The sequence below is a fragment of the Natronoarchaeum sp. GCM10025321 genome (assembly GCF_042663585.1).
GTDB lineage: Archaea > Halobacteriota > Halobacteria > Halobacteriales > Natronoarchaeaceae > Natranaeroarchaeum.
Genome location: NZ_JBHTAN010000006.1, coordinates 3,016,015 through 3,035,204, shown reverse-complemented (window position 1 = coordinate 3,035,204; position 19,190 = coordinate 3,016,015). Strand labels below are relative to the sequence as shown.

Annotated in this window: 21 protein-coding genes, 1 tRNA gene and 1 pseudogene; 15 read left to right on the top strand and 8 right to left on the bottom strand. The window is 60.4% G+C overall.

Annotation, left to right across the window (positions count from 1 at the left end; genetic code table 11):
* The 3 genes from ACFQL3_RS18480 to ACFQL3_RS18470 form a co-directional block, all read right to left on the bottom strand.
* The coding region (locus ACFQL3_RS18480; protein WP_377056994.1) for a transposase at nucleotides 1–788 on the bottom strand (788 nt) is incomplete at its 3' end.
* A 52-nt stretch (nucleotides 789–840) separates the two neighbouring features.
* Nucleotides 841–1,461, bottom strand: a complete 621-nt coding sequence (locus ACFQL3_RS18475) for an AN1-type zinc finger domain-containing protein (protein WP_377051057.1) — start codon at nucleotides 1,459–1,461, stop codon at nucleotides 841–843.
* A 42-nt stretch (nucleotides 1,462–1,503) separates the two neighbouring features.
* On the bottom strand, nucleotides 1,504–2,091 hold the full coding sequence (locus tag ACFQL3_RS18470) for a tyrosine-type recombinase/integrase (RefSeq protein ID WP_377051071.1): 588 nt from the start codon (nucleotides 2,089–2,091) through the stop codon (nucleotides 1,504–1,506).
* Between the two features lie 239 nt (nucleotides 2,092–2,330).
* Between ACFQL3_RS18470 and ACFQL3_RS18465 the strand changes: the two genes are divergently transcribed.
* On the top strand, nucleotides 2,331–3,707 hold the full coding sequence (locus ACFQL3_RS18465; protein ID WP_377056991.1) for an MEDS domain-containing protein: 1,377 nt from the start codon (nucleotides 2,331–2,333) through the stop codon (nucleotides 3,705–3,707).
* 151 nt (nucleotides 3,708–3,858) lie between these two features.
* Here ACFQL3_RS18465 and ACFQL3_RS18460 read toward each other — a convergent pair whose 3' ends face one another.
* Nucleotides 3,859–4,497, bottom strand: a complete 639-nt coding sequence (locus ACFQL3_RS18460; protein ID WP_377051053.1) for a hypothetical protein — start codon at nucleotides 4,495–4,497, stop codon at nucleotides 3,859–3,861.
* A 391-nt stretch (nucleotides 4,498–4,888) separates the two neighbouring features.
* Here ACFQL3_RS18460 and ACFQL3_RS18455 point away from each other — a divergent pair, with 391 nt between their 5' ends.
* From ACFQL3_RS18455 to ACFQL3_RS18430, 6 genes and pseudogenes are all read left to right on the top strand, one after another.
* Complete coding sequence (locus ACFQL3_RS18455) at nucleotides 4,889–5,092, top strand: type IV pilin (protein ID WP_377056989.1); 204 nt, start codon at nucleotides 4,889–4,891, stop codon at nucleotides 5,090–5,092.
* Between the two features lie 268 nt (nucleotides 5,093–5,360).
* Complete coding sequence (locus ACFQL3_RS18450; RefSeq protein WP_377051049.1) at nucleotides 5,361–5,954, top strand: type IV pilin; 594 nt, start codon at nucleotides 5,361–5,363, stop codon at nucleotides 5,952–5,954.
* A gap of 30 nt (nucleotides 5,955–5,984) precedes the next feature.
* Entirely contained in the window at nucleotides 5,985–6,479 is a 495-nt protein-coding gene (locus ACFQL3_RS18445) for a type IV pilin (RefSeq protein WP_377051047.1), read from the top strand.
* A gap of 59 nt (nucleotides 6,480–6,538) precedes the next feature.
* Nucleotides 6,539–6,727, top strand: a pseudogene (locus ACFQL3_RS18440) (site-specific integrase); the annotation flags it as partial.
* 277 nt (nucleotides 6,728–7,004) lie between these two features.
* On the top strand, nucleotides 7,005–7,394 hold the full coding sequence (locus tag ACFQL3_RS18435) for a hypothetical protein (protein ID WP_377051179.1): 390 nt from the start codon (nucleotides 7,005–7,007) through the stop codon (nucleotides 7,392–7,394).
* A 342-nt stretch (nucleotides 7,395–7,736) separates the two neighbouring features.
* Nucleotides 7,737–8,534 (top strand): hypothetical protein, encoded by a 798-nt coding sequence (locus tag ACFQL3_RS18430; protein ID WP_377056987.1) that lies wholly within the window; start codon nucleotides 7,737–7,739, stop codon nucleotides 8,532–8,534.
* A gap of 285 nt (nucleotides 8,535–8,819) precedes the next feature.
* Here ACFQL3_RS18430 and ACFQL3_RS18425 read toward each other — a convergent pair.
* The 3 genes from ACFQL3_RS18425 to ACFQL3_RS18415 form a co-directional block, all read right to left on the bottom strand.
* Nucleotides 8,820–8,893: transfer RNA gene (locus tag ACFQL3_RS18425), tRNA-Lys, on the bottom strand.
* 54 nt (nucleotides 8,894–8,947) lie between these two features.
* A complete protein-coding gene (locus ACFQL3_RS18420; RefSeq protein ID WP_377051174.1) occupies nucleotides 8,948–9,661 on the bottom strand; it encodes a DUF7119 family protein in 714 nt (237 codons plus the stop codon).
* A gap of 77 nt (nucleotides 9,662–9,738) precedes the next feature.
* Nucleotides 9,739–9,870: a hypothetical protein gene (locus ACFQL3_RS18415; RefSeq protein WP_377051172.1), complete on the bottom strand. Its 132-nt coding sequence runs from the start codon at nucleotides 9,868–9,870 to the stop codon at nucleotides 9,739–9,741.
* Between the two features lie 315 nt (nucleotides 9,871–10,185).
* On the opposite strand from ACFQL3_RS18415, the gene ACFQL3_RS18410 reads away from it, so the two are divergent.
* Entirely contained in the window at nucleotides 10,186–10,539 is a 354-nt protein-coding gene (locus ACFQL3_RS18410; RefSeq protein WP_377051170.1) for a hypothetical protein, read from the top strand.
* A gap of 127 nt (nucleotides 10,540–10,666) precedes the next feature.
* Nucleotides 10,667–12,409: a nitrite/sulfite reductase gene (locus ACFQL3_RS18405; RefSeq protein WP_377051168.1), complete on the top strand. Its 1,743-nt coding sequence runs from the start codon at nucleotides 10,667–10,669 to the stop codon at nucleotides 12,407–12,409.
* A gap of 163 nt (nucleotides 12,410–12,572) precedes the next feature.
* Here the strand turns inward: ACFQL3_RS18405 and ACFQL3_RS18400 are convergent, their stop codons facing one another.
* Nucleotides 12,573–13,991, bottom strand: coding sequence for an FAD-dependent oxidoreductase (locus ACFQL3_RS18400; RefSeq protein WP_377051166.1), 1,419 nt, complete (start codon nucleotides 13,989–13,991; stop codon nucleotides 12,573–12,575).
* A gap of 136 nt (nucleotides 13,992–14,127) precedes the next feature.
* On the opposite strand from ACFQL3_RS18400, the gene ACFQL3_RS18395 reads away from it, so the two are divergent.
* From ACFQL3_RS18395 to ACFQL3_RS18370, 6 genes are all read left to right on the top strand, one after another.
* The gene (locus ACFQL3_RS18395) at nucleotides 14,128–15,189 is read left to right on the top strand and encodes an NAD(P)/FAD-dependent oxidoreductase (protein ID WP_377051164.1); all 1,062 of its coding nucleotides are present in this window, start codon (nucleotides 14,128–14,130) and stop codon (nucleotides 15,187–15,189) included.
* Nucleotides 15,190–15,280: 91 nt separating this feature from the next.
* The gene (locus tag ACFQL3_RS18390; protein ID WP_377056985.1) at nucleotides 15,281–16,867 is read left to right on the top strand and encodes a succinic semialdehyde dehydrogenase; all 1,587 of its coding nucleotides are present in this window, start codon (nucleotides 15,281–15,283) and stop codon (nucleotides 16,865–16,867) included.
* Nucleotides 16,855–17,946: an SDR family oxidoreductase gene (locus ACFQL3_RS18385; RefSeq protein ID WP_377051162.1), complete on the top strand. Its 1,092-nt coding sequence runs from the start codon at nucleotides 16,855–16,857 to the stop codon at nucleotides 17,944–17,946. Before ACFQL3_RS18390 ends, ACFQL3_RS18385 begins: the two co-directional genes overlap by 13 nt.
* An 88-nt stretch (nucleotides 17,947–18,034) precedes the next feature.
* Nucleotides 18,035–18,592 (top strand): DUF7504 family protein, encoded by a 558-nt coding sequence (locus ACFQL3_RS18380; protein ID WP_377056983.1) that lies wholly within the window; start codon nucleotides 18,035–18,037, stop codon nucleotides 18,590–18,592.
* Nucleotides 18,589–18,714 carry a hypothetical protein gene (locus tag ACFQL3_RS18375; RefSeq protein ID WP_377056981.1) on the top strand — a complete coding sequence of 42 codons (126 nt, stop codon included), beginning with the start codon at nucleotides 18,589–18,591 and terminating at the stop codon, nucleotides 18,712–18,714. The genes ACFQL3_RS18380 and ACFQL3_RS18375 overlap by 4 nt, the downstream gene beginning before the upstream one ends.
* Before the next feature lie 67 nt (nucleotides 18,715–18,781).
* Nucleotides 18,782–19,189, top strand: coding sequence for a DUF5788 family protein (locus ACFQL3_RS18370; RefSeq protein WP_377051158.1), 408 nt, complete (start codon nucleotides 18,782–18,784; stop codon nucleotides 19,187–19,189).
* The last annotated feature ends 1 nt before the right edge of the window (nucleotide 19,190 follow it).

Genomic DNA, 19,190 nt, shown 5'->3' with positions numbered 1-19,190 from the left:
GTCTCGTCCAAGATAGATTGTTTCAGCTGCACGTCCTCGCTATGTTCCTCGATTCGGTCTTCGACCCTGTACTTGATGTCTTTCGGGTCGTCAGTGTTTCGCGGGTTGTATGGGGCGACTGGCACGACCCCTGCGGCCAGCAGGTGGTCGTGCCAGTCGAGGATGTCGTAGGCGCTGTCTCCAAGCATCCAGACCGCGTACGTGACGCGCATCGCCGTCTCTTTATCTGCTTGTTTGGCCTGTGTGAACTCCGCTGCTATCGGGATCTTTGCGCCGGTCGAGATGATCGTACAGCCGAAGCCGTAGTAGTACTCCTCAGCCGTTGGATCGTAGTTCCATGACGCCGCGTCGTTGTATTGAATCGCTTCAACGTGTGTCGAATCGATGGAGTACGTGGAGTCGAGCAGGCCGCGGGCGGCGGCCTGCTCGACGAGTCTGTCGAAGACATCGTCGATAACTTGTTCGAGGTCAGTGAGAAAGCGGTCAATGGTGTCTCTGGATGGCGGTTTGTCGAGTCCGCAGTAGTACCAGACAAGGCCGTTCTGAAGTTCTCGTGTAACCGGGCGTGTACCGTACACATCCTCGTAGTAGCAGTGCAGAAAGCCGCGAAAGAGATCTGGTGGCTGGTAAACTCGTGTTCGCCCCCTCGAAGCGGGGGCGAACACGTCGTACTCCAGCAGAAACTCGAACTCAAGATGTTCAAACAGCGGCACTGTCTCGATAGCCGCGACATTCAAGAAGTCGTCTACCGAAGCTACATCTTGCAGGGTTGCGCTTGTGTTGGACACACTTCGCGCACCCTGCTGCTTCGTACGTGACGCTTTCTATGACACGCTCAATTCAGTCTAATAGTCTCTTTCGTGAACGACGCCGCTGATACCACCGAACTGGAATGACAATAAGAAAACCAGCGGCGAGAATCGGAAAGATAGCCTCTACAAATCCTTCTTGAGTTGCTGGGGTTCCTACCCACATTGCATACGGAACTGTACAGGCGAAACTCACGAGAAGTAATAAACCAACTGTTGAAAGACTAAAGAAAGACTGTTGATGCGCAGGCGTTTTCGATGTATTACTTTCCTCCGCCCGTTCTTCAGTTTCCTTGGATTGGGACTGGATAAGTGATCCGTCTGATGCGACATCTGGAGACCGGTCATCAATGATTTCTTCACTCTCCGGGGTTGTTCCCATCACCTGTGCATCAACCGTTTCAAACTCTTCTCGAATCCGTTCGCGTGTGGAGATGCGTTCAAATGGGGCCTCATCTCTCTCTGTCTGGATTTGGCCGTCGTTCTTAGACTGAGTTTCCTGTTCTTCTTGAATTGGCTCCCATCCGTTTTCCAACCCGATACACTCGTGTTTTTCGGGCAGGCGATGATCTATACAGAATGGGTCTTTACAGTATTTACATTGGAATGGCATGTCCACCTCAGTTGAACAAATCGCACACTCTACAGGCATTACTAAGCGCAAGACATAGCGATTAGTTAAAAATTCGGTAAATTAGAGCCAGTCTACCTTCCCTCTTTCTCGCTGCTGGGCTTCCGGCGAGTACGTCCCGCGGTAGTGCTCCAGAAACGTCTCCAGATCGTTCCAGCCGCCCCAGTCGCAGACGAGCAGTGCGTCGACGTCGGCGCTGGCGAGCGCGGTCGCCCAGGTGCGCCGGAGATCGTGAAAGCCGAGGTGGTCCCACCCTTCGTCGCCGGTTTCGTCCTGGAGGCGATCGGCGGCGTTCTGGATCCAGCGCCGAAGTGACCGAGTGCTGGTCACGTCGAGCAGCGACGAGTTGGCGCTGGCGTCGCGAACGTCGTCGATCGTGCGGATGGTCGTCGCAAGATCCCGCGGAACCGGCGTTTCGCGGTACTGGTCGCCTTTCCCGTGCCAGACCCGGAGCACGGTCCCGGCGTCGGTGTCGACGACATCCTCGGGAGCCACGTCGAGGACCTCATGGGATCGGAGCCCGCAGCGAGCGCCGAGCCAAAAGGCGATCCGCTGCTGGGTGCCGTCCGCCTGAGCGATTAGTTGATCAACTTCGGTCTGACTGAGCCAGACCTTCATGTCGTCTCTGTGAGCGTGGGCTTTCAGGTTCATGTCCGAGTAGCCTGTAACCCGGACGGCCACACGGGAGGTAAAGGGGTTTTCGGTGGGGGTGGGAAGGGTGATCGGGGCCGAATACGTCCGACTTTCAGAACGTTTCCGGACGCTATTTTCGGGTCGTTTAGACTGAAATACGCGGTAAGTAGGTTTGCGAAGCCATCAAGAAGATCCTCGGTCTCTTATCGTCTTTTATATAGTAGACACTTTTATGCTCTCATCCCAAAAGACCGATAATGGTAGAACGACCCGAGGCGCAGTTTGCCGCAGACACGACGCGCCAAGCGACTACCGCAGATCTCCGTACTGAACTCGGGTCTCATAATCTCACACGCCACCTCGCGCTCTTCTATCGGTCAAACGAAGCCCAGTTGGCTGCTACCACAGCCTTCCTCGTCGAGGGCCTCCAGTCTGGCCACCGCTGCATCTACCTGCTTGATGTCAATACCGCTGCCGACATCAAATCTGCACTCCGGAGAGCCAATATCGATGTCGAGCAACGCATCGACGCTGGCGATCTCGTCATTCGAGATGCCGAGGAAGTCTACCTCGAATCCGGCTTCGACCCTACAAAGATGATCAAGACCCTCGAAACCGAAGCCAACGTCAGCGTCGAAGACGGCTACGACGGGTTGTGGCTCGCCGGCGAGAACTCGTGGTGTTTCCACACCGAGCAGTCATTCGACCATGTCCTCGATTTTGAAGCGGACTTCGATGCCGCCTGCCCGAATCTCCCGGTCACCGCACTCTGCCAGTACGACCTCAAACGGTTCAATGAGACATCGGCCGCAAAAGCTCTCCGAACGCACGAACAAATCATCTACCGCAACCAGCTCTGTAAGAACCCCTTCTACATCCCACCCGAGGACTATCGCTCAACCGGTAGCCCGGAGTTGAATGCGCAACTAATGCTGGAGCAAGCGTACTCGCTGACGAGCGCACGCCGCGACATCAACGAACGCGAACAACGGTTAGGTATCGTCAACCGCGTCCTCCGGCATAACATCCGCAACGATCTGAACCTCGTAAGGGGGACGCTCAAACTGATAGACGAGGAGGAGTCGTTGTCCGGCGAGAGTCACCAGCAACTTGCAACTGCCATCGAGCATGCTGAGTCGGTCGTCGAGATGGCGGAGAAAGCCCGCTACATTCAACAAACAACAGGCGATACGACGGTCGAGCCACAGCAGCTTGGCCCCCACATCAAGACAGCCATCGAAGAAGCGACAGCCGAATATTCGGCTGCCGACGTCCAGTTTTCCGGAGCGAATGAAGTGACTGTGCTTGCTGATGAGAATCTCGACATCGCGTTGCGTGAAGCCATCGAGAATGGGATTGTCCATCAGGACACGGACTCCCAAACTGTTGTTGTCTCTGTCTCGACACCAAGCGAAGACACGGCCCAAATCGAGATTCAGAATGAAGGGGCAATTCCGGACGTGGAACGGTATTCGTTGGAGAAGGGTGAAGAGACCCCACCAGAACATTCGAGCGGGCTTGGCCTCTGGCTAATCAAATGGGTCGTCGAGAACGCGCACGGGTCAATCGAATTCCCAGACTCAAGCGCAGGCGAAGCACGCCTACAGATCGAATTATACCGGGTTCCCTCATAGGGGAAGCCGTTACGGGATAGTCCGGACACACGTGAGGACGAAGTCCAAAGTAGCGTTTCGTCAAGAGCGTGGATTACTACGCTGTCCGTTCAGTCGGTCGTCTGTACGTACCGAAGCCAAATTCTCGACTTTCCCTCTCTTTCCGGACACCTCACAACGACCGGAACTTTCCGTACAGCGCGTCGGCGGCCTCACTGGAGAGGTAGATATTCTTCTCGCTGGCGGTGACCGACTCGCCTGCGACGTCTTCGATCAGGTTTGCTAACTCCTGGAGGTATGCCTCGGATCGTTCCTCACGAAAGCCCATCACGAAACGCTCGCCTTGGGGTGTCTGGCGGTTCCGAATGTAGACGTCGACGAACTCGTACCGGAGTTCGTCCGAGACGTCGTCGAGATACTCCGGCAGCGAAAACGCCGATTGGTCGCTCTTTTCGCCCTGTGGCGCACCGAGTACGACGAGTGCTCGCCCGAGGACGCTGGCGTGGTCCGTGGGCACGATCTCGGTTGCTCTGTCGGATTCGTCCGCTCGCTCGCGTCGCCAGTCGATATCGAGCGTGTCCAGCGCGTCGGTCACGCGCGGTTCGGTCGCGTCGTCGACGGCGAAATGCGGGACGAAGGTCTCTCTGGAGATCGAGCCGCCCGAGAAAATCCACGCGACGAGCTGGTTCAGCGCCGCGAACTCCTCGGAGTCGACGCCCTCGAACCACCCGCGCTGCTCGGCGACTTCGACGGCGCGGGCGGGATCGGGCTTTGCGCCGTTCTGCCACGCGCGGATTCGACCGCGCGGCATCTCCCATTCGACGCGAGCGCGCTCGATCCGCTGTCGGGATGCCGGGCGGCGACGTCGAGATACACCTGATAGTCTTCGACGGCGTCCCAGGGCTCCGCCCGTTTCTGCACGTTATAGGTCCGCGCAAGCGATTTCGGCGTTAATTTAGTTGTTATTATTTACTTATAATTTACATGCTGTCTGGGTTACAACTGTGATGTAATATTTCATATCTGGCTTAAGTTTTATTACGGATGAATGTATTCTCTTGTGTAACGCCGACAGCACGCGAAAGGACAGGCGAGGAGGGGTGTCAGATCCCATGAACCCCTTGCCTCATCATATCACACGGACGTGTCTGATATGAATCCTTTGGCGGAAATCGGCGCAAACAACCTACAAAGTACACACAATGGATTTCAAGAAACTACTCGAAACGGACGACGACGAACGCGCGGTCTCGCCGGTTATCGGCGTGATTCTAATGGTTGCAATCACAGTAATTCTCGCGGCCGTTATCGGTGCGTTCGTGATTGGTATCGGTGATGATCAGCAAGAAGTCCCACAGGCTGTTGGGATTGGGATCAGACCGGCGAGACAGGCTCCGATTCAGTAACGCTATCACATCAGACCGGTGATACAATATCTAACAGCAATCTTGAGCTCCAGTTCTCCGGTACTGCAACTGACGTATTCGACAATAGCGGCGACATCGACACAGGACCGTTTGGTAATAGTGATGTGAGTGCTGGGTCTTCTGTTGAACTCAACTTTAGCTTCACCAATGACTACGCCACTGATGCTGAGAATGAAACACTAACGCTCTCTTGGGAGTCTGATTCGGGTGGAGATTCCTCAGTGCTGACTTCCTGGGATCTATAAATATGGATATGAAAAATATGCAATATTCTGATGAGGACCGAGCAGTATCTCCTGTGATAGGAGTTATACTAATGGTCGCTATCACTGTAATTCTTGCCGCTGTTATTGGTGCATTCGTGATTGGTATTGGTGACGATCAACAACAAGTTCCGCAAGCCAGCTGGGACTTCGATCAAAGTACGGAAAATTTCACTGACGCAGCACCGCACTCCTCGAATTTAACTGTTGTTGATATTTCACATCAAACTGGTACTACAATTGACGAAAGTAACATCGACGTCACGGTGAATGGTGATACAGCATACGGTATTACGCCTCAGACAGGTCCTTCTGATGATGATGTCAAAGAAGTCTGGTCCAGTAGTGGAGATATCAGTGCTGGAAATAGTGTACAGGTAGTCTTTGCATCCGGAGAAGACTTGGATGATACGTTCGCTGTCGACTACGAAGACGGACCTGACCAAATTAATCAAGTAACCGACGGGACAGACACGTACAATGAGGAAGGGCTCTCATCAGGAGATACCATCCGAATTGTTTGGGAATCTGACGACGGGGCAGACTCGTCCGTCCTTCAGGACTACACCGTCAGCTAACCGGACCCACCACAGTCCGTTCACACGCAAATGACTCACTTTTTTTCAGACGCCGACGCCCAGTCGAGCGCAATCGGCACCATCCTGCTCGTCGCGATAGTCGTCATCCTCGCCTCAGTCCTCGGCATCTTCGCCATCGATCTGTACCAGAGCGCTGGAGACGTCGAAGAGACGCCGAATGTGCGCTTCGACGTCGAGCAGTACGGCGATGGCGACCAGCAGGTCCGCCTGTACCATATGACTGGGAACACGGTCGAGGATGTCGAGACGCTCTCGGTCGTCGTCGACGGCGAGACGGTAAGCGACAGCGGCGCGGACTGGTCGGACTCAGCCGACGGCTTGCGCTCACAGAGTTCGCTATACATCGCCGCCGACGGCAGTGGGAGCTACCTGACTGACGACAGAGCGTCGATCAGCGGTAGTCCCGAAGCCCTCACCGCGGGCACCGAAATCTCGGTGATCTGGAACAGCGCCGACACCAACTCGTCGGCAACGCTGTTCGAGTACGAAGTCGAAAAACGATAGCGCTCTCTACTCTCTCAAAATCCGCAAGCTACAGCTATACTCGCCGAGGACGCGGTTGATGTTCGGCGTCGAGGTCGCCACACGATGTCCGAAGCGGTGCGATTACAGCGCACCTGCTGGAGGACATTCCGGTGGAGATCGTGAGCGAGCGGTGTGACGTGAGCCGCGACGTGCTCGACCGCCACTACGACCGCCGGACTGAGCGCGAGAAGATGGAACAGCGCCGAAACCACCTTTCGACGAACTAACAACCATGATAGCACATAGTTCCCCCACGGAGTACGGCGATTCTGAGGACTATAGGACCCGAGCGGGCCCATGTTTTTGCGACGTCATTGCGAACAGCGTGAGCAACGGTTCGGAGCGGCTTCCCGCTTCGGTGAGCAAATCGGTCATCTCGATCGGATTGAGTTCAGACTGTGAGCGCTGCCAGACCGGTTAGATCGTTCCTCTTCCAGTCGATATACTACAATCAGTTTTTGAGCCAAGGGGGATATTAAGTATCAAGCAACAGTACCGATAGACATGTTGTCGAACCTGACTGACGATCAAAAGTTCGATCTGACCATTGCCGCTGGGGCCTTCATCGCGCTGTACTGGGTTTTGTACGTCAATCCGTTGACTGGGGAACTGCTGGGTCTGGTGCTCGGGACGCTGCCAGTCCTCGGTGGCGTGTATCTGTACGTCGAACCGGAGCAGTATATCGTCCAGAGTCTGGCTGGGATAGCGGCAGTTGCACTCGGCGGTGCTGCCCCGGCAACGGTCCTCTATCAAACGCCTGCTGGCGACTGGCTAGTCGGGAGCCAGCCACTCCCGCTGGCGCTCGGAATCATGCTGCTGGTGGTCATCACGACACTCGTCGGTCGGCGATACGTGCAACTGGCCGTTAGTTCACGCGACACCTCTCCTGCCTGAATCGGAACTCGAACTCCGGTAGCCCCGGACGAACTCCTGACGATCCAGCAGACCAGTTGCTACTGACCGATCAAACGGGGCGGCAGGACGTGCCCGCCCGCGAGAGGTGGCGTGCCCGATGCCCACAGTACTGCCGAACGCGAGGATACACGTTAGATCTGACAAGCAAGCAACCACTGACACGGTACGTCAGTAAATCGTAAAGAACCGTTGCTGGATCCGGTCGCGAGCGCACCAGTAGAACAGACTCACGGTCACAAGCGAAGCGACGATCCCCAAATTGGGAGCACTCGTGTTCGGCAAAAAGTAATCGTTATACGGTATGCGTTCCACCTCCCGAGTATGCAACGACGAGCAGCGGCCGGCTATGTTGCCCTCTTTCTCGTCATCGCGGTCGGAGCGTATGGACTCGCCGCGACAGCCGAGAGTCCCGAGATATCGCTTGAAGACCCAGAATATGACGCGACAGTGGGCGACCAGTTCGAGGCCGAAGGCCAGACGTACACGCTTGCCGAAGTAACGATTGAAGAAGGTGCCCCCGTTGGGACGCTGGAGTGGAACATCACCGAGGACCAGAGCGAAACCTGGGCCGATGGAGATGAGATAGAGTATCAGGGAGGGGATTACGAGGTGCTCGTCTCGAACGAGACCGATGCCTCCGAGTTCACGCTCCGTGAGGTACCCGGTGACGATGTCGAAGTGACCGGTGAGGGTGACGACCGCATCATCCGCGTCCAGGAGGACGGGGAAGAACAACTGATTCCCATCGACGAGTACGAACCACTCGACCGCCAGACGTTCGCCGAAGGCGACGGTATCGAGTATCAGGAGTTCAACGCTACCGTCGGCGAAGTGGCAGAGGAGGAAGTAGTGATAGAGTGGAGCGAGCAGGTCACCGAGGATCTCACTGTCCGGGAGGGGCTAGAGGTCGTCCAGGTTTCGGAGAACCAGACGTACATGGCCCACTTCACCGCCGAGGACCGACTACAGCTAACGTCGAACAAAGAGTTGTACAACGAAGAGGCCGACAGAGTCGCCTACTTCGAGGAGCGGACGAACGGAATGACCGTCGCGACGATCATCTCCGGACTCGCCGCCCTCCTGCTCGTCGCGATGGCGTACCTGCCGCGCAAGGAGTAACCGCGTAGAGCGTCGAAATCGTTTTTATCTTCCGGAGTCCGGGACCGGCATGTCGGTGCAGTAGCTTCTTGCGCAACCGTCGACGATCCAGTACGCACAGTCTCCAAATGCAACTATTGGTCGAGTATACACTTGACCGGGCATTGGAATGAACGGCGGTCGGGGAACGAGAGAGGATAGGAGATATTGAATCCGGTACCAGATCTCACACCGTACGGTCCGATGTGGTTCAACTGCTTCCTGCCGGTTCACTCACCCCTTGTTGTCACTCGGCGGTTCGTTGCACGGGCCGGGAGGGAGTTGAACCCTCGACCGTCTGGTTAAAAGCCAGACGCTCTCCCTAACTGAGCTACCGGCCCTACACAAACCGGTTGGGGGAGGGGCAATTAAACCCTTATGATGCACGGCGGGGATCAGCGTTCCCTGAATTCGCGGTCGAGGGCACGATGGGCGAGGTGATCGGGTGAGATCCCCTCGTTTGCGGCACGCCGTCGAAGTTCGCGGTAGACGTGCGGCGGCAGTAACAGCGAGACTTCGCCGAGCTGGATTCCGTGCCCGTCAAGTGCTTCCTTCACGCTCTGGCCGTCATTGACGTCGCTGGCGAGCGTGCGGATCTCACGGACTGTGAGGTCGTTGTCGAGCGCCGCCCACGCGAGGTCGAAGCGGGCGGTGCCGCTCACCCGTGCAATGTGTTTCGCGGCTGTCGGCGCGATATGACCCATCGCGACGTGTCGCCGGATCGACTGTGGGAGGTCGTGGACGCGTGCCCACTTGCGAATAAACGCGACCGTCGCCTCGCCGCCGGCGCGTTCGGCGGCGATCTTGTAAGAGCCTTCGCCTCTGACGAGTGCCGCACACGCCGCTGCACCGCGGAGCATGTAGACGTTGTCGGCCGCGCCGGCCGTGTTTCCGGCGAACGCGGCGACAGTCTCGGCCGCACGGTCGAGGCTCTCGGGATCGTCGGGATCGAAATGGACCGCCTCGTCCGCGTGCTCTCCAGTGACTTTCGCATCGCCCCGAACCACAGGGTTACCAACTGGCTCCTCGCGGTCTGCCGGTGGCGCGTGGGGACCGCTCTCGGAGCGATAACGTTCGTTTCGCTGGTCTTCCGACCAGTCAGCAGTCATTGTAACACTGTAACGTCGGCACCGCAAAAAACCCTCCTACTCGGGCAACCCGACAGGTGTCAGACTAGAGGGAGACGCTACTCCTCACGCTGCTCGGAGAGGTGCTCCCAGATCTCCGTACAGCCAGCCCCTTCCTCGACGTCCGCGAGGTGATCGTCGTCCGATTCTTCCTCAGTATCGTCTCCATCTTGCGCTTTGAGTTCGCTCATTGGGAGACCACCGAGTCTCGTTCGTAGAGTTCCGGCGCAACGTCTGCTGACGTATGCTGTTGGTTCGATACTCGATCAACGCACGAGTCGTCTGTCATCGTCTATGCTTTGTAACGGTATCTCCTTAAAAGAGCGCTCAGCAACAAACCCTACCCGAACTCCCGATTAGCAGAAATCCTTTCCGGTATCACGGACGAAGCGATCCGGGTCAAATGCGGCCCCTGCTGTCGGTTTTTCGGTATTTGTATCGTCACAGCTCCGGTAAGCATTGTTGTCGGCGAGGGCCTAAGGTAGACGGGTGATCTGTAGGCACCTATGGTAGTCTCCGTGCGGACGCTCGACGACGGTGCCTGGATCAGCATCAACGATTCGCGAGCCGTCGGTGTGAGCCAGATCTGGCCGATCGCCCGCCACGATTTCTGTGGGTGCGAGACCGCACACCTGCTTCTGGAAGCGTTCTACGATGTCGGGGTCGACGGCCGTCGCATCGTCGCGGGCGTCGTCGGCCAGTGTATCGACTGTGGAACCGAAGGGTCGATCGATACGTTACCGGTCGGCCGGGTCGTCGAGGGCGAGTTCTCCGCGTACGAACCCGGACAGGTGCAGTCACTGCTCGAACCAGTCGAGGGAGTCACCGAGGACGAGCATCGCCTCTCGGGGCGATTCTAGCACGGATCGGGACCCCAGGCCGTGACACGTGACGCCACAACAGGCAATCCTTTCTGGTACACTGTAGATGGGGGGAGAACTGACGCGAGGCAGTGGCGTATATGAAGAGGGGTCTTACTGAGCCCATATGCCAACTGACGTCGAAAAATGGAAAAGCGAGGTCTATGGAAACGAGATCAGGGAACATCTGGAGCAGTTCGCGGAAGACGGGTGGGAGTCGATCCCCGACGAGGAACACGACGCGTGGTTCGAGCGGTTCAAATGGTGGGGCCTGTATCACCAGCGGTCCGGGCAGGAAAGCTTCTTCATGATGCGAATCGGGACGCCGAACGGCGTACTCGAACCCGGCCAGACGGAAGTCGTCGCCGAGATCGCAAACGAGTACGCGACCGGCCCGGCATCGAATCCCGAGTTCGGCAACGCCTACGTCGACTGGACGACGCGCCAGTCGATCCAGCTCCACTGGATCAAACTCGAGGACGTCCCGGAGATATTCGAGAAACTCGAATCTGTCGGGCTCTCGACCCAGCAGGCCTGTGGTGACTCCTGGCGGAACATCGTCGGTAACCCGATGGCCGGCAAGGCCCCCGAGTTCGTCGACGCGCTGCCGGTCATCATGGAGCTCAACGAGCGGTTCAAGGGCAACGAGGACCACTCGAATCTGCCGCGCAAGTGGAAGGTGTCGGTCACCGGCGCACCGGACGGCTCCGGACAGGGTGACATCAACGACCTCGCACTCGAACCGGCGTTCAAAGAGGTCGACGGCGATGAGGTCCGCGGGTTCAACATCCGCGTCGGTGGCGGCCTCTCGCGAAACGAACCGCGCCTGGCCCGCGAACTCGACGTGTTCACGCGACCGGAGAACGCTGCGGACGTCGCCGGCGGCATCTCGTCGCTCTTCCGCGAGCACGGCGACCGAGAGAACCGCTACAACGCTCGCGTCAAGTTCCTCATGGACGAGTGGGGCCCGGAGAAGTTCCGCAACGTGCTCCAGGACGAGTTCGTCGACTTCGAGCTAGAGACCGCAGGAACGGACCTCCGCGAGCAGTACACCTACAACGCCGGCGGCGACGAGCACGGTGACCTGATCGGTGTCCACGAACAGCGCGACGATAACTACTACGTTGGACTCAACGTCCTCGTCGGGCGGATGGGTGCCGACGACACCGCTGAGTTGGCCCGTGTCGCCGAAGAGTACGGTTCGGGCGAGGTGCGGGTCTCCCAGCGACAGAACGTCATCATTCCGGACGTCGCCGAGGAAGACCTCGACGCGCTCCTCGAAGAGGACCTGCTCGAACGTTACTCGCCGGACCCCCATCCGTTCATGCGCGGTTCGGTCGCCTGTACGGGCACCGAGTTCTGTTCGCTCTCGATCGTCGAGACGAAGAACCGCCAGGTGCGGTTCGCCCGCTGGCTGAAGCAAAACGTCGAACTGCCCGAGGGCGTCGAGGATTTCCACATCCACCTCTCGGGCTGTACGGCGTCGTGCGCCCAGCCCCAGATCGCCGACATCTCCCTGCGCGGCATGAAGACGCGCAAGGACGGCGAACCGGTCGAAGCACTCGACATCGGCCTCGGCGGCGGCCTCGGCGAGAACCCGCAGTTCGCACAGTGGGTCGCCGAGCGCATCCCGGCCGACGAGGTTCCGGGCGCTATCGAGAACCTGCTCGATACGTTCGAGTCCCAGCGCGAGGGCGGCGAGACGTTCCGCGACTTCATCGCGCGACTGGACGAGGACGCCCTCGACGACATCGTCGAACCCGAGGAGACGAGTTACGAGGATCCGTACATGCACAACACGAAACGGACCTGGTACCCGTACGCAGAAGACGACAGTCTCGATTCGAGTCCGGCACCGGCCGACGATTAGAGCGAGATCCGGGCGGAGCGAGGATCTCGTTACGGCGAGCGGGGAGGAACGACCCGCGAGAAGCAAGGTCTGAGCGTAGCGAAGACCTCGTTGTAGCGAGCGGGGCTATGCCCCGCGAGCAGCGCGGTCTGACCGGACCGAGACGGCGACCAAACGGGACGGCTCAGCGTCGGCCGCCAATCACTTTCGCGGCCGTCAGGACGGGGTCCCACGTGGTGTTGAACGGCGGCGCGTAGGCAAGGTCGTAGTCGGCGAGGTCGTCGACGGAGAGTCCCTCGGTCACTGCCCCGACGAGCGCGTGGCTTCGGTGGACCGCACCCTCGCCGTACTCGGAGGCGAGGCTGCCGCCCAGCACGCGTCCGGACGGCCGGTCGATGGTGAGCGTCACGCGGACCGTCCCACCGTCGGGGTAGTAGCCGGCCCGGGATTTCGCTTTGATCGTCTCGGTCATCGGATCGAAGCCGGCCGCACGGGCCCGGTCGTGGTCGAGGATACCCGTCCGTGCCGCCTCCATCTCGAACGCTTTGACCGCTGCCGTGCCTGCGACGCCGCCGCCCTCGGTCGGATCTCCTGCGACCGTCTTCCCGATTGCTCGACCGTGTCGGTTGGCAGTGAGCGCCAGCGGAACGTACACCGGGTCGCCGGTGATAACGTGCTCGGCTTCCGCACAGTCGCCCGCGGCGTAGACGTCGTCGAGGTTCGTCTCGCGGTAGGCATCTGTTTCGATGGCTCCCGTCTCGCCGAGTTGGATACCGGCGGCCTCGGCGAGGTCAGTGCGCGGTCTGACGCCCGTCCCGACGAGCACCATGTCGACCGGAACCCGCTCGTCGTCGGTGACGACTGCCTCGACCCTGTCGTCGCCGGCAAGCGTCTCGACTTCCGCTCCGAGATAGACCGCGACGTCCTGCTCGACGAGATGGTCGAGTACGGCCTCGCTCGTCGCTTCGCTGAACTGTTTGAGGATCCGGTCGCCGCGCTGGAAGAGGTGGACCTCGAACTCGTTTGCGGCGAGCGCTTCGGCCATCTCGACGCCGATGTATCCGCCGCCGACGATACCGACCGGCCCGCTACAGGTCTCCAGGAACTGACAGGCCGGGCCGCTATCCGGCTGTTGGAGGTCCCCCTCAGCGCGTGCCCGGCCGACGTACTCCCTGAGTTCCGTCCCGTCGGACATCGAACCCAGCGTGAAGACGCCGGGGGACTCAAGCCCGTCGATCGGCGGTGTGACCGCTTCGGAACCGGTCGCGACGAGGAGGTGGTCGAAGGGCTGGACCACGTCTCCGCCCTCGCTACGTGCCGTGACGACGCGCTCGTCCCGATCGATATCGACGACCTCGTGACCGATGCGAAGATCGATATCCCGCTCCTCACAGAACTCTTCGGGGGTGACCGAGACGAGGTCGTCGAGCGACTGAATTTCGCCCTTGATGTAGTATGGGAGCCCACAGGCGCCGTACGAGACCCACTGGCCCTTCTCGAAGACGACGACATCTATCTCCGGGTCGTCGCGTTTCGCTTTACTGGCTGCTGACATGCCGGCGGCGTCCCCGCCGACGACAACGAACGTTGACACGGAGAACATATCGCAGAGCCAGCATATAAACGAACCGTGAGTGTGCGATACGAGTACCAACTCGGCCGCAGGGGGCCCGTCGAAGTTGCATCCGAGAGGCACATCGGCCACAGCTATTTGCCATCCGCAGTCATCGATCCGAAACATGGGGGAGACAACAGAGAGCTACGAGGTTATCGTCGTCGGCGGGGGGCCTGCCGGGATGACGGCGGCGCTGTACAGCACACGACTCGGACACGACACTGCCGTCGTCAGCCGCGGCGGCGGTCGCGCAGCGATGATGCAGGAGGTCCATAATCTGCTGGGCGTGACCGAAGAGACCAGCGGGGCGGAGTTCCTCGGCATCGGCCAGGAGCAACTCGAAGGCTACGGCTGTGATATCCACCGTGACATGGTGACCACCTGTTCACGGACCGAGGAGGACCGAATCTATCTTTCGGGAAACACTGGGACGTACGCCGCAGAGCAGGTCGTACTGGCGACCGGATTCAACGACGTCCGTCCCGAACCGCCGCTTCCGCGCACCGGCCGCGGTCTTCATTACTGTCTCCACTGTGACGCACACATGTTCGTCGACAGGTCGGTGTACGTGATGGGACACGGCGAAAGCGCCGCTCACGTCGCCGCGCTCATGCTGAACTTCACCGACGAAGTCGACCTGCTTACCCGCGGGAACGATCCCGAGTGGAGCGAGGAGACAGCCGAAATGCTGGAGGGCCACCCGATCGACATCGTCCACGAGGACGTTACCGGCATCCAGAACGGCGAGGACGGCTGGCTGAAAGCCATAGAGTTCGAGGACACCGTGGGACCACGTCCCACGAGCAGCCGGACGGAGTCCGACGACGGAACCGTCCGGGAGTACAGGGGCGGATTCGCGATGTACGGGGCAGAGTACAACAACGGTCTCGCCCGGGAACTCGGCTGTGAGATCAACGAGGACGGAACGATCGAGGTCGGCGATCACGGCCAGACCTCAGTCGAAGACGTCTACGCCGTCGGCGACTGCACGCCCGGACACAACCAGATCCCGGTAGCGCTCGGCCAGGGTGCGAAAGCCGGTATCGACATCCACTTTCAGCTCCGGGATTTCCCGCGGGACCCGGAAACCATCGAGGAGCAGGGACCGGTGCGCTCCGAGGAAGTGCCGGGCATCCCCGACGAACTGCTCGAACAGGCCGTCGATTTCCATACGTACGGGGAGTGAGACGGGGCGGATCGTGGAGTAGCGTCGACGGCCCACTCAGGCAACTGGTAGTCGGGCAAAGCAGTAGGTCCTGCAGTCCAACGCTCTATATATGTCAGCTCTCTCGCAGTCGGCAGTGCTGGAACGGACAGCCTTCTCACGTTCTCGGCTCGACGCGCTTGCCGGCCAAGTCCGAACGGTCGGCGACCGATCCTCGCTCGACGTCAGAACGCCCGCAACCGACGAGGTGGTGGGCACAGTCCCGGCCTGCGAGGCGGCGGATGTCGCCGCCACGGTCGAACGGGCACGGGAGGCCCAGACCGCCTGGGCGGAGCAGTCCGCCGAGGAGCGAGCGGCAGTGCTCTATCGGTTTGCGGACCTCGTGCTCGACCACCGCGAGGAACTGCTCGATGCGATTCAGATAGAGACGGCAAAAGCACGCGAGGACGCCTTCGAGGAGGTGTTAGACGTCGTCAACACCTGCGCGTACTACGGGAAGGAGGGACCGGAAATGCTCGAGGATCAGGATCGCTCCGGTCCCGCACCAGGGCTTACGAGCGCGATAGAGACCTTCGAGCCGCTCGGCGTGGTCGGCGTGATCAGCCCGTGGAACTACCCGATCACGCTCTCGACGACTGACGTGTTGCCCGCTCTGGTCGCTGGCAACGCCGTCGTCTGCAAACCCGACGAACGGACGCCCTATGCGACGCTCATGCTGGCCGAACTCCTCGAGGAGGCTGGACTCCCCGGAGACGTGCTTTCGGTGGTGACCGGCGAGGGGAGCGTCGTCGGCCCGGCGCTGATCGACCGCGTGGACTACGTCGCGTTCACCGGCGGGACCGAGACGGGCCGGACGGTCGCCGAGCAGGCCGGGCGGAACCTGATCGACTGCTCGCTGGAGCTAGGGGGAAAGAACCCGATGCTCGTTCTCGACGACGCCGATATCGACGACGCGGCACGGGGCGCAGCGAACGGCGCGTTCACGAACGCCGGCCAACTCTGTCTCGCGCCCGAGCGGATCTACGTCGACCAGTCGGTCTACGACGAGTTCCTCGACGCCTTCGTCGGCGAGACGCGGAAACTCTCGCTCGGCGTCGAGGTCGGCTACGACGGTGACGTCGGGTCGCTGATCGACGGCCGACAGCTAGAGCGAGTCCAGCAACACGTCGAGGGGGCCGTCGAAGACGGCGCGTCGGAGCTCACCGGCGGCCGCCACCGGCCCGACGTCGGGCCGTTCTGTTACGAACCGACGATCCTCGAAGGCGTAGCTCCGGACTCGCAGGTGGCCTGCGAGGAAACGTTCGGGCCGGTCGTCTCGGTCCATCCCGTCTCCGGCGTCGACGAGGCGGTCTCGGCCGCCAACGACACCGAGTACGGTCTGAACGCGAGCGTCTACTCGGCGGATACTGACCGCGGCCGGGATGTCGCCCGCCGGATCGACTCCGGGACCGTCTGCGTCAACGATCCCTACACCGTCGGCTGGGCGTCGATGGACTCGCCCATGGGCGGGTTCGGTGACTCGGGATTGGGGCGGCGACACGGCCTCCCGGGGCTCCGGCGGTACGTCGAGTCGCGGACGATAGCGACCTCCGGCGTCGGCCCGCTCGAACCGCCCGCGCGACTCCCGAAGCGCTGGTTCGTCCGACTGACCGCCAGCGCGATGCGCCTGCGGACCCGAATCGGGCGGTGGTTGCCGTGAGCGATCCACGCGTTCTGCTCACCGGCTTTCCGGGCTTTCTGGGCTCGGCACTCGTCGAGCGCCTGCTGGAGCGCGGTGACGGCCCGGTCGCCTGCCTCATCCAGTCAAAATACCGCGAGACTGCGGAGCGACGGGCCGCAAACCTCGCCGAGAGAAGCGACGAGGACGAGCCGATCCGGCTCTACGAGGGTGACATCACGGAGCAGGAGATAGGTCTGGAAGACCCCGCTGAGACGTTCGAGAGCGTCGAGGAACTGTATCACCTCGCGGCGGTCTACGACCTCGCCGTCGATGCCGACCTCGCCGAGCGCGTGAACGTTCAGGGGACCGAGAACGTCCTCGACGTCGCCGAGATGCTCGACCTCGAACGGTTCCACTACGTGAGCACCTGCTACGTCAGCGGGCGCTACGACGGCGTGTTTACCGAGGCGCACCTGCAGGAGGGCCAGTCGTTCAACAACCACTACGAAGAGACGAAGTACCGGGCGGAGGTCGCCGTCCAGGAGCGAATGGCGGCGGGCCTCCCGGCGACGGTCTACCGGCCCGCAATCGTGGTCGGAGACAGCGAGACTGGTGAGACCGAAAAGTACGACGGCCCCTACTACCTGCTCTCTTTGCTACTCGCTCAACCGGAGTGGCTATCGCTATCGTTCGCAGTGCCGGGGTCGGCCGACGCCGAGTTGAACGTCGTCCCGCGGGACTTTGTCGTCGACGCCATCGCCACCATCGGGACGCAAGACGGCGCTATCGGCGAGGTCTACCATCTCTGTGATCCCGCGCCGCTCCCCGTTACCGAGTTCGTCGATGCGCTCTCGGCGGCTGCCGGCCACCGTACCGTCACGGTTCCCACGATCAAGCCGGTCGCACGGTCAGCCGCGCGGTGGCTCGACTCGCGGGGGATCTCGATAGAGCCCGCGACCCTCGAATATCTCGACCATCCGACCCGGTATAGCTGTCCCAACACTCGGCGGGCACTGGCGGGGACCGGGATCGAAGCGCCCCCGTTCGAGTCGTACGTCGACCACCTCGTCGCGTTCGTGAAGACGCATCCAGAACTCGGCGACGACGCGATGGTCTGATCGCCACCCGGAGTACCTCGTCACGGGAACCGCTCACAATGTTTATAACAACTGGCAAAGAGTATTGAAACGAACCAGGTGTGAGCGTGTGTCACGAGTAAAAACGGTCGACGAGATTCGCGCGGCGTTCCCCGAAGACGCCAGTATACTGATTACTGGCGCGTGTCCCGAAACCATCGGGTCGCTCCCCCGGGAACTCCTCTCCAGTGCTGTCGGAGATGACCAGGGCGCTGTCGTCATCACCACGAAAGACGCCGCAGAGCACGTCCACCGACAGTTCGAGCGGGCAAGCGAGTTCGCCTCGACGTCGAAGCTTGCAGTCGTCGACGCCACGCCGAAAGACCGGCGACACGCTGAACCGGACGAGAACGTCTGGAAGACGAGCTCTCCGGTCGACTTCGGCGGCGCAATGCTCGGTCTGCGGCGCGGCTACGAGTCGCTCGCGCTGGAACACGATACGATCCATCTGCTGTTCGACAGTCTAACCACTCCACTACTCTCCGCAGATTCGATGACTGTGCTTCGGTACGCCCATCAGGTGATGCTCGAGGAGGCTCCAGATCCGGACTTCAGCTATTCCCGGTCTGCACGAACGTCACGGGCGAGCGCGACGTCAGCAAACTCAAGCATCTCTCCGAGAGGATGATCGAGGTCAGAAAGCGTGGCGGGGAACGACAGGTCCGACTTCATGGACTGCGCGAGGCTTCCGACGAGTGGTTCACCCTGCCGGAGCACGATACCAACGCAGGTGTCGCTGGGCTGGTCTGAGCGGCAGTCGTTCCCAGGAATCGAGGAGTCGCCGAATGTTTTTCCCCACCCGAAGCCACCGTCAGGTATGGACGAATCGGAACGTGAGCAGTTGCTCAAGCAAATCAACAGACAGAGCGCGACCATCGGCGCGAAGACGCCGGACACGATCACGGTAAACGGCGAGGAACTCGACCTCCAGGAGTTCATGATGGAGACGCGCCGCGTCGAGGGGGTCCCGGACGAAGCGAAAGAACTGGTTCTCGACACGAAGCGCGCGCTGAAAGCAGAGCGAATGGAACTCGTCGACCGACTGGAGACCGAGGAGATGTCCTACGAGCACGGCAAGGAGATAGCGGACACCATCGTCGGCATCGACCGTGCGCTGAACGCGCTCAACAGCCTGCGCGGCCGTCGGTACGGCCAGCGCTCCCGGTCGGTGAACGTGAACGATCACAAGCAGTGGCTCGATTTCCTGAAGTCGGTGTCCAGTTGAC

What these genes read in the sequence shown, in the direction of transcription:
- ACFQL3_RS18475 (WP_377051057.1), bottom strand. Translation starts at nt 1,461, where the DNA reads ATGCCTGTAGAGTGTGCGATTTGTTCAACTGAGGTGGACATGCCATTC.
- ACFQL3_RS18470 (WP_377051071.1), bottom strand. Translation starts at nt 2,091, where the DNA reads ATGAACCTGAAAGCCCACGCTCACAGAGACGACATGAAGGTCTGGCTC.
- ACFQL3_RS18465 (WP_377056991.1), top strand. Translation starts at nt 2,331, where the DNA reads ATGGTAGAACGACCCGAGGCGCAGTTTGCCGCAGACACGACGCGCCAA.
- ACFQL3_RS18460 (WP_377051053.1), bottom strand. Translation starts at nt 4,497, where the DNA reads ATGCCGCGCGGTCGAATCCGCGCGTGGCAGAACGGCGCAAAGCCCGAT.
- ACFQL3_RS18455 (WP_377056989.1), top strand. Translation starts at nt 4,889, where the DNA reads ATGGATTTCAAGAAACTACTCGAAACGGACGACGACGAACGCGCGGTC.
- ACFQL3_RS18450 (WP_377051049.1), top strand. Translation starts at nt 5,361, where the DNA reads ATGGATATGAAAAATATGCAATATTCTGATGAGGACCGAGCAGTATCT.
- ACFQL3_RS18445 (WP_377051047.1), top strand. Translation starts at nt 5,985, where the DNA reads ATGACTCACTTTTTTTCAGACGCCGACGCCCAGTCGAGCGCAATCGGC.
- ACFQL3_RS18435 (WP_377051179.1), top strand. Translation starts at nt 7,005, where the DNA reads ATGTTGTCGAACCTGACTGACGATCAAAAGTTCGATCTGACCATTGCC.
- ACFQL3_RS18430 (WP_377056987.1), top strand. Translation starts at nt 7,737, where the DNA reads ATGCAACGACGAGCAGCGGCCGGCTATGTTGCCCTCTTTCTCGTCATC.
- ACFQL3_RS18420 (WP_377051174.1), bottom strand. Translation starts at nt 9,661, where the DNA reads ATGACTGCTGACTGGTCGGAAGACCAGCGAAACGAACGTTATCGCTCC.
- ACFQL3_RS18415 (WP_377051172.1), bottom strand. Translation starts at nt 9,870, where the DNA reads ATGAGCGAACTCAAAGCGCAAGATGGAGACGATACTGAGGAAGAATCG.
- ACFQL3_RS18410 (WP_377051170.1), top strand. Translation starts at nt 10,186, where the DNA reads ATGGTAGTCTCCGTGCGGACGCTCGACGACGGTGCCTGGATCAGCATC.
- ACFQL3_RS18405 (WP_377051168.1), top strand. Translation starts at nt 10,667, where the DNA reads ATGCCAACTGACGTCGAAAAATGGAAAAGCGAGGTCTATGGAAACGAG.
- ACFQL3_RS18400 (WP_377051166.1), bottom strand. Translation starts at nt 13,991, where the DNA reads ATGTTCTCCGTGTCAACGTTCGTTGTCGTCGGCGGGGACGCCGCCGGC.
- ACFQL3_RS18395 (WP_377051164.1), top strand. Translation starts at nt 14,128, where the DNA reads ATGGGGGAGACAACAGAGAGCTACGAGGTTATCGTCGTCGGCGGGGGG.
- ACFQL3_RS18390 (WP_377056985.1), top strand. Translation starts at nt 15,281, where the DNA reads ATGTCAGCTCTCTCGCAGTCGGCAGTGCTGGAACGGACAGCCTTCTCA.
- ACFQL3_RS18375 (WP_377056981.1), top strand. Translation starts at nt 18,589, where the DNA reads ATGATCGAGGTCAGAAAGCGTGGCGGGGAACGACAGGTCCGACTTCAT.
- ACFQL3_RS18370 (WP_377051158.1), top strand. Translation starts at nt 18,782, where the DNA reads ATGGACGAATCGGAACGTGAGCAGTTGCTCAAGCAAATCAACAGACAG.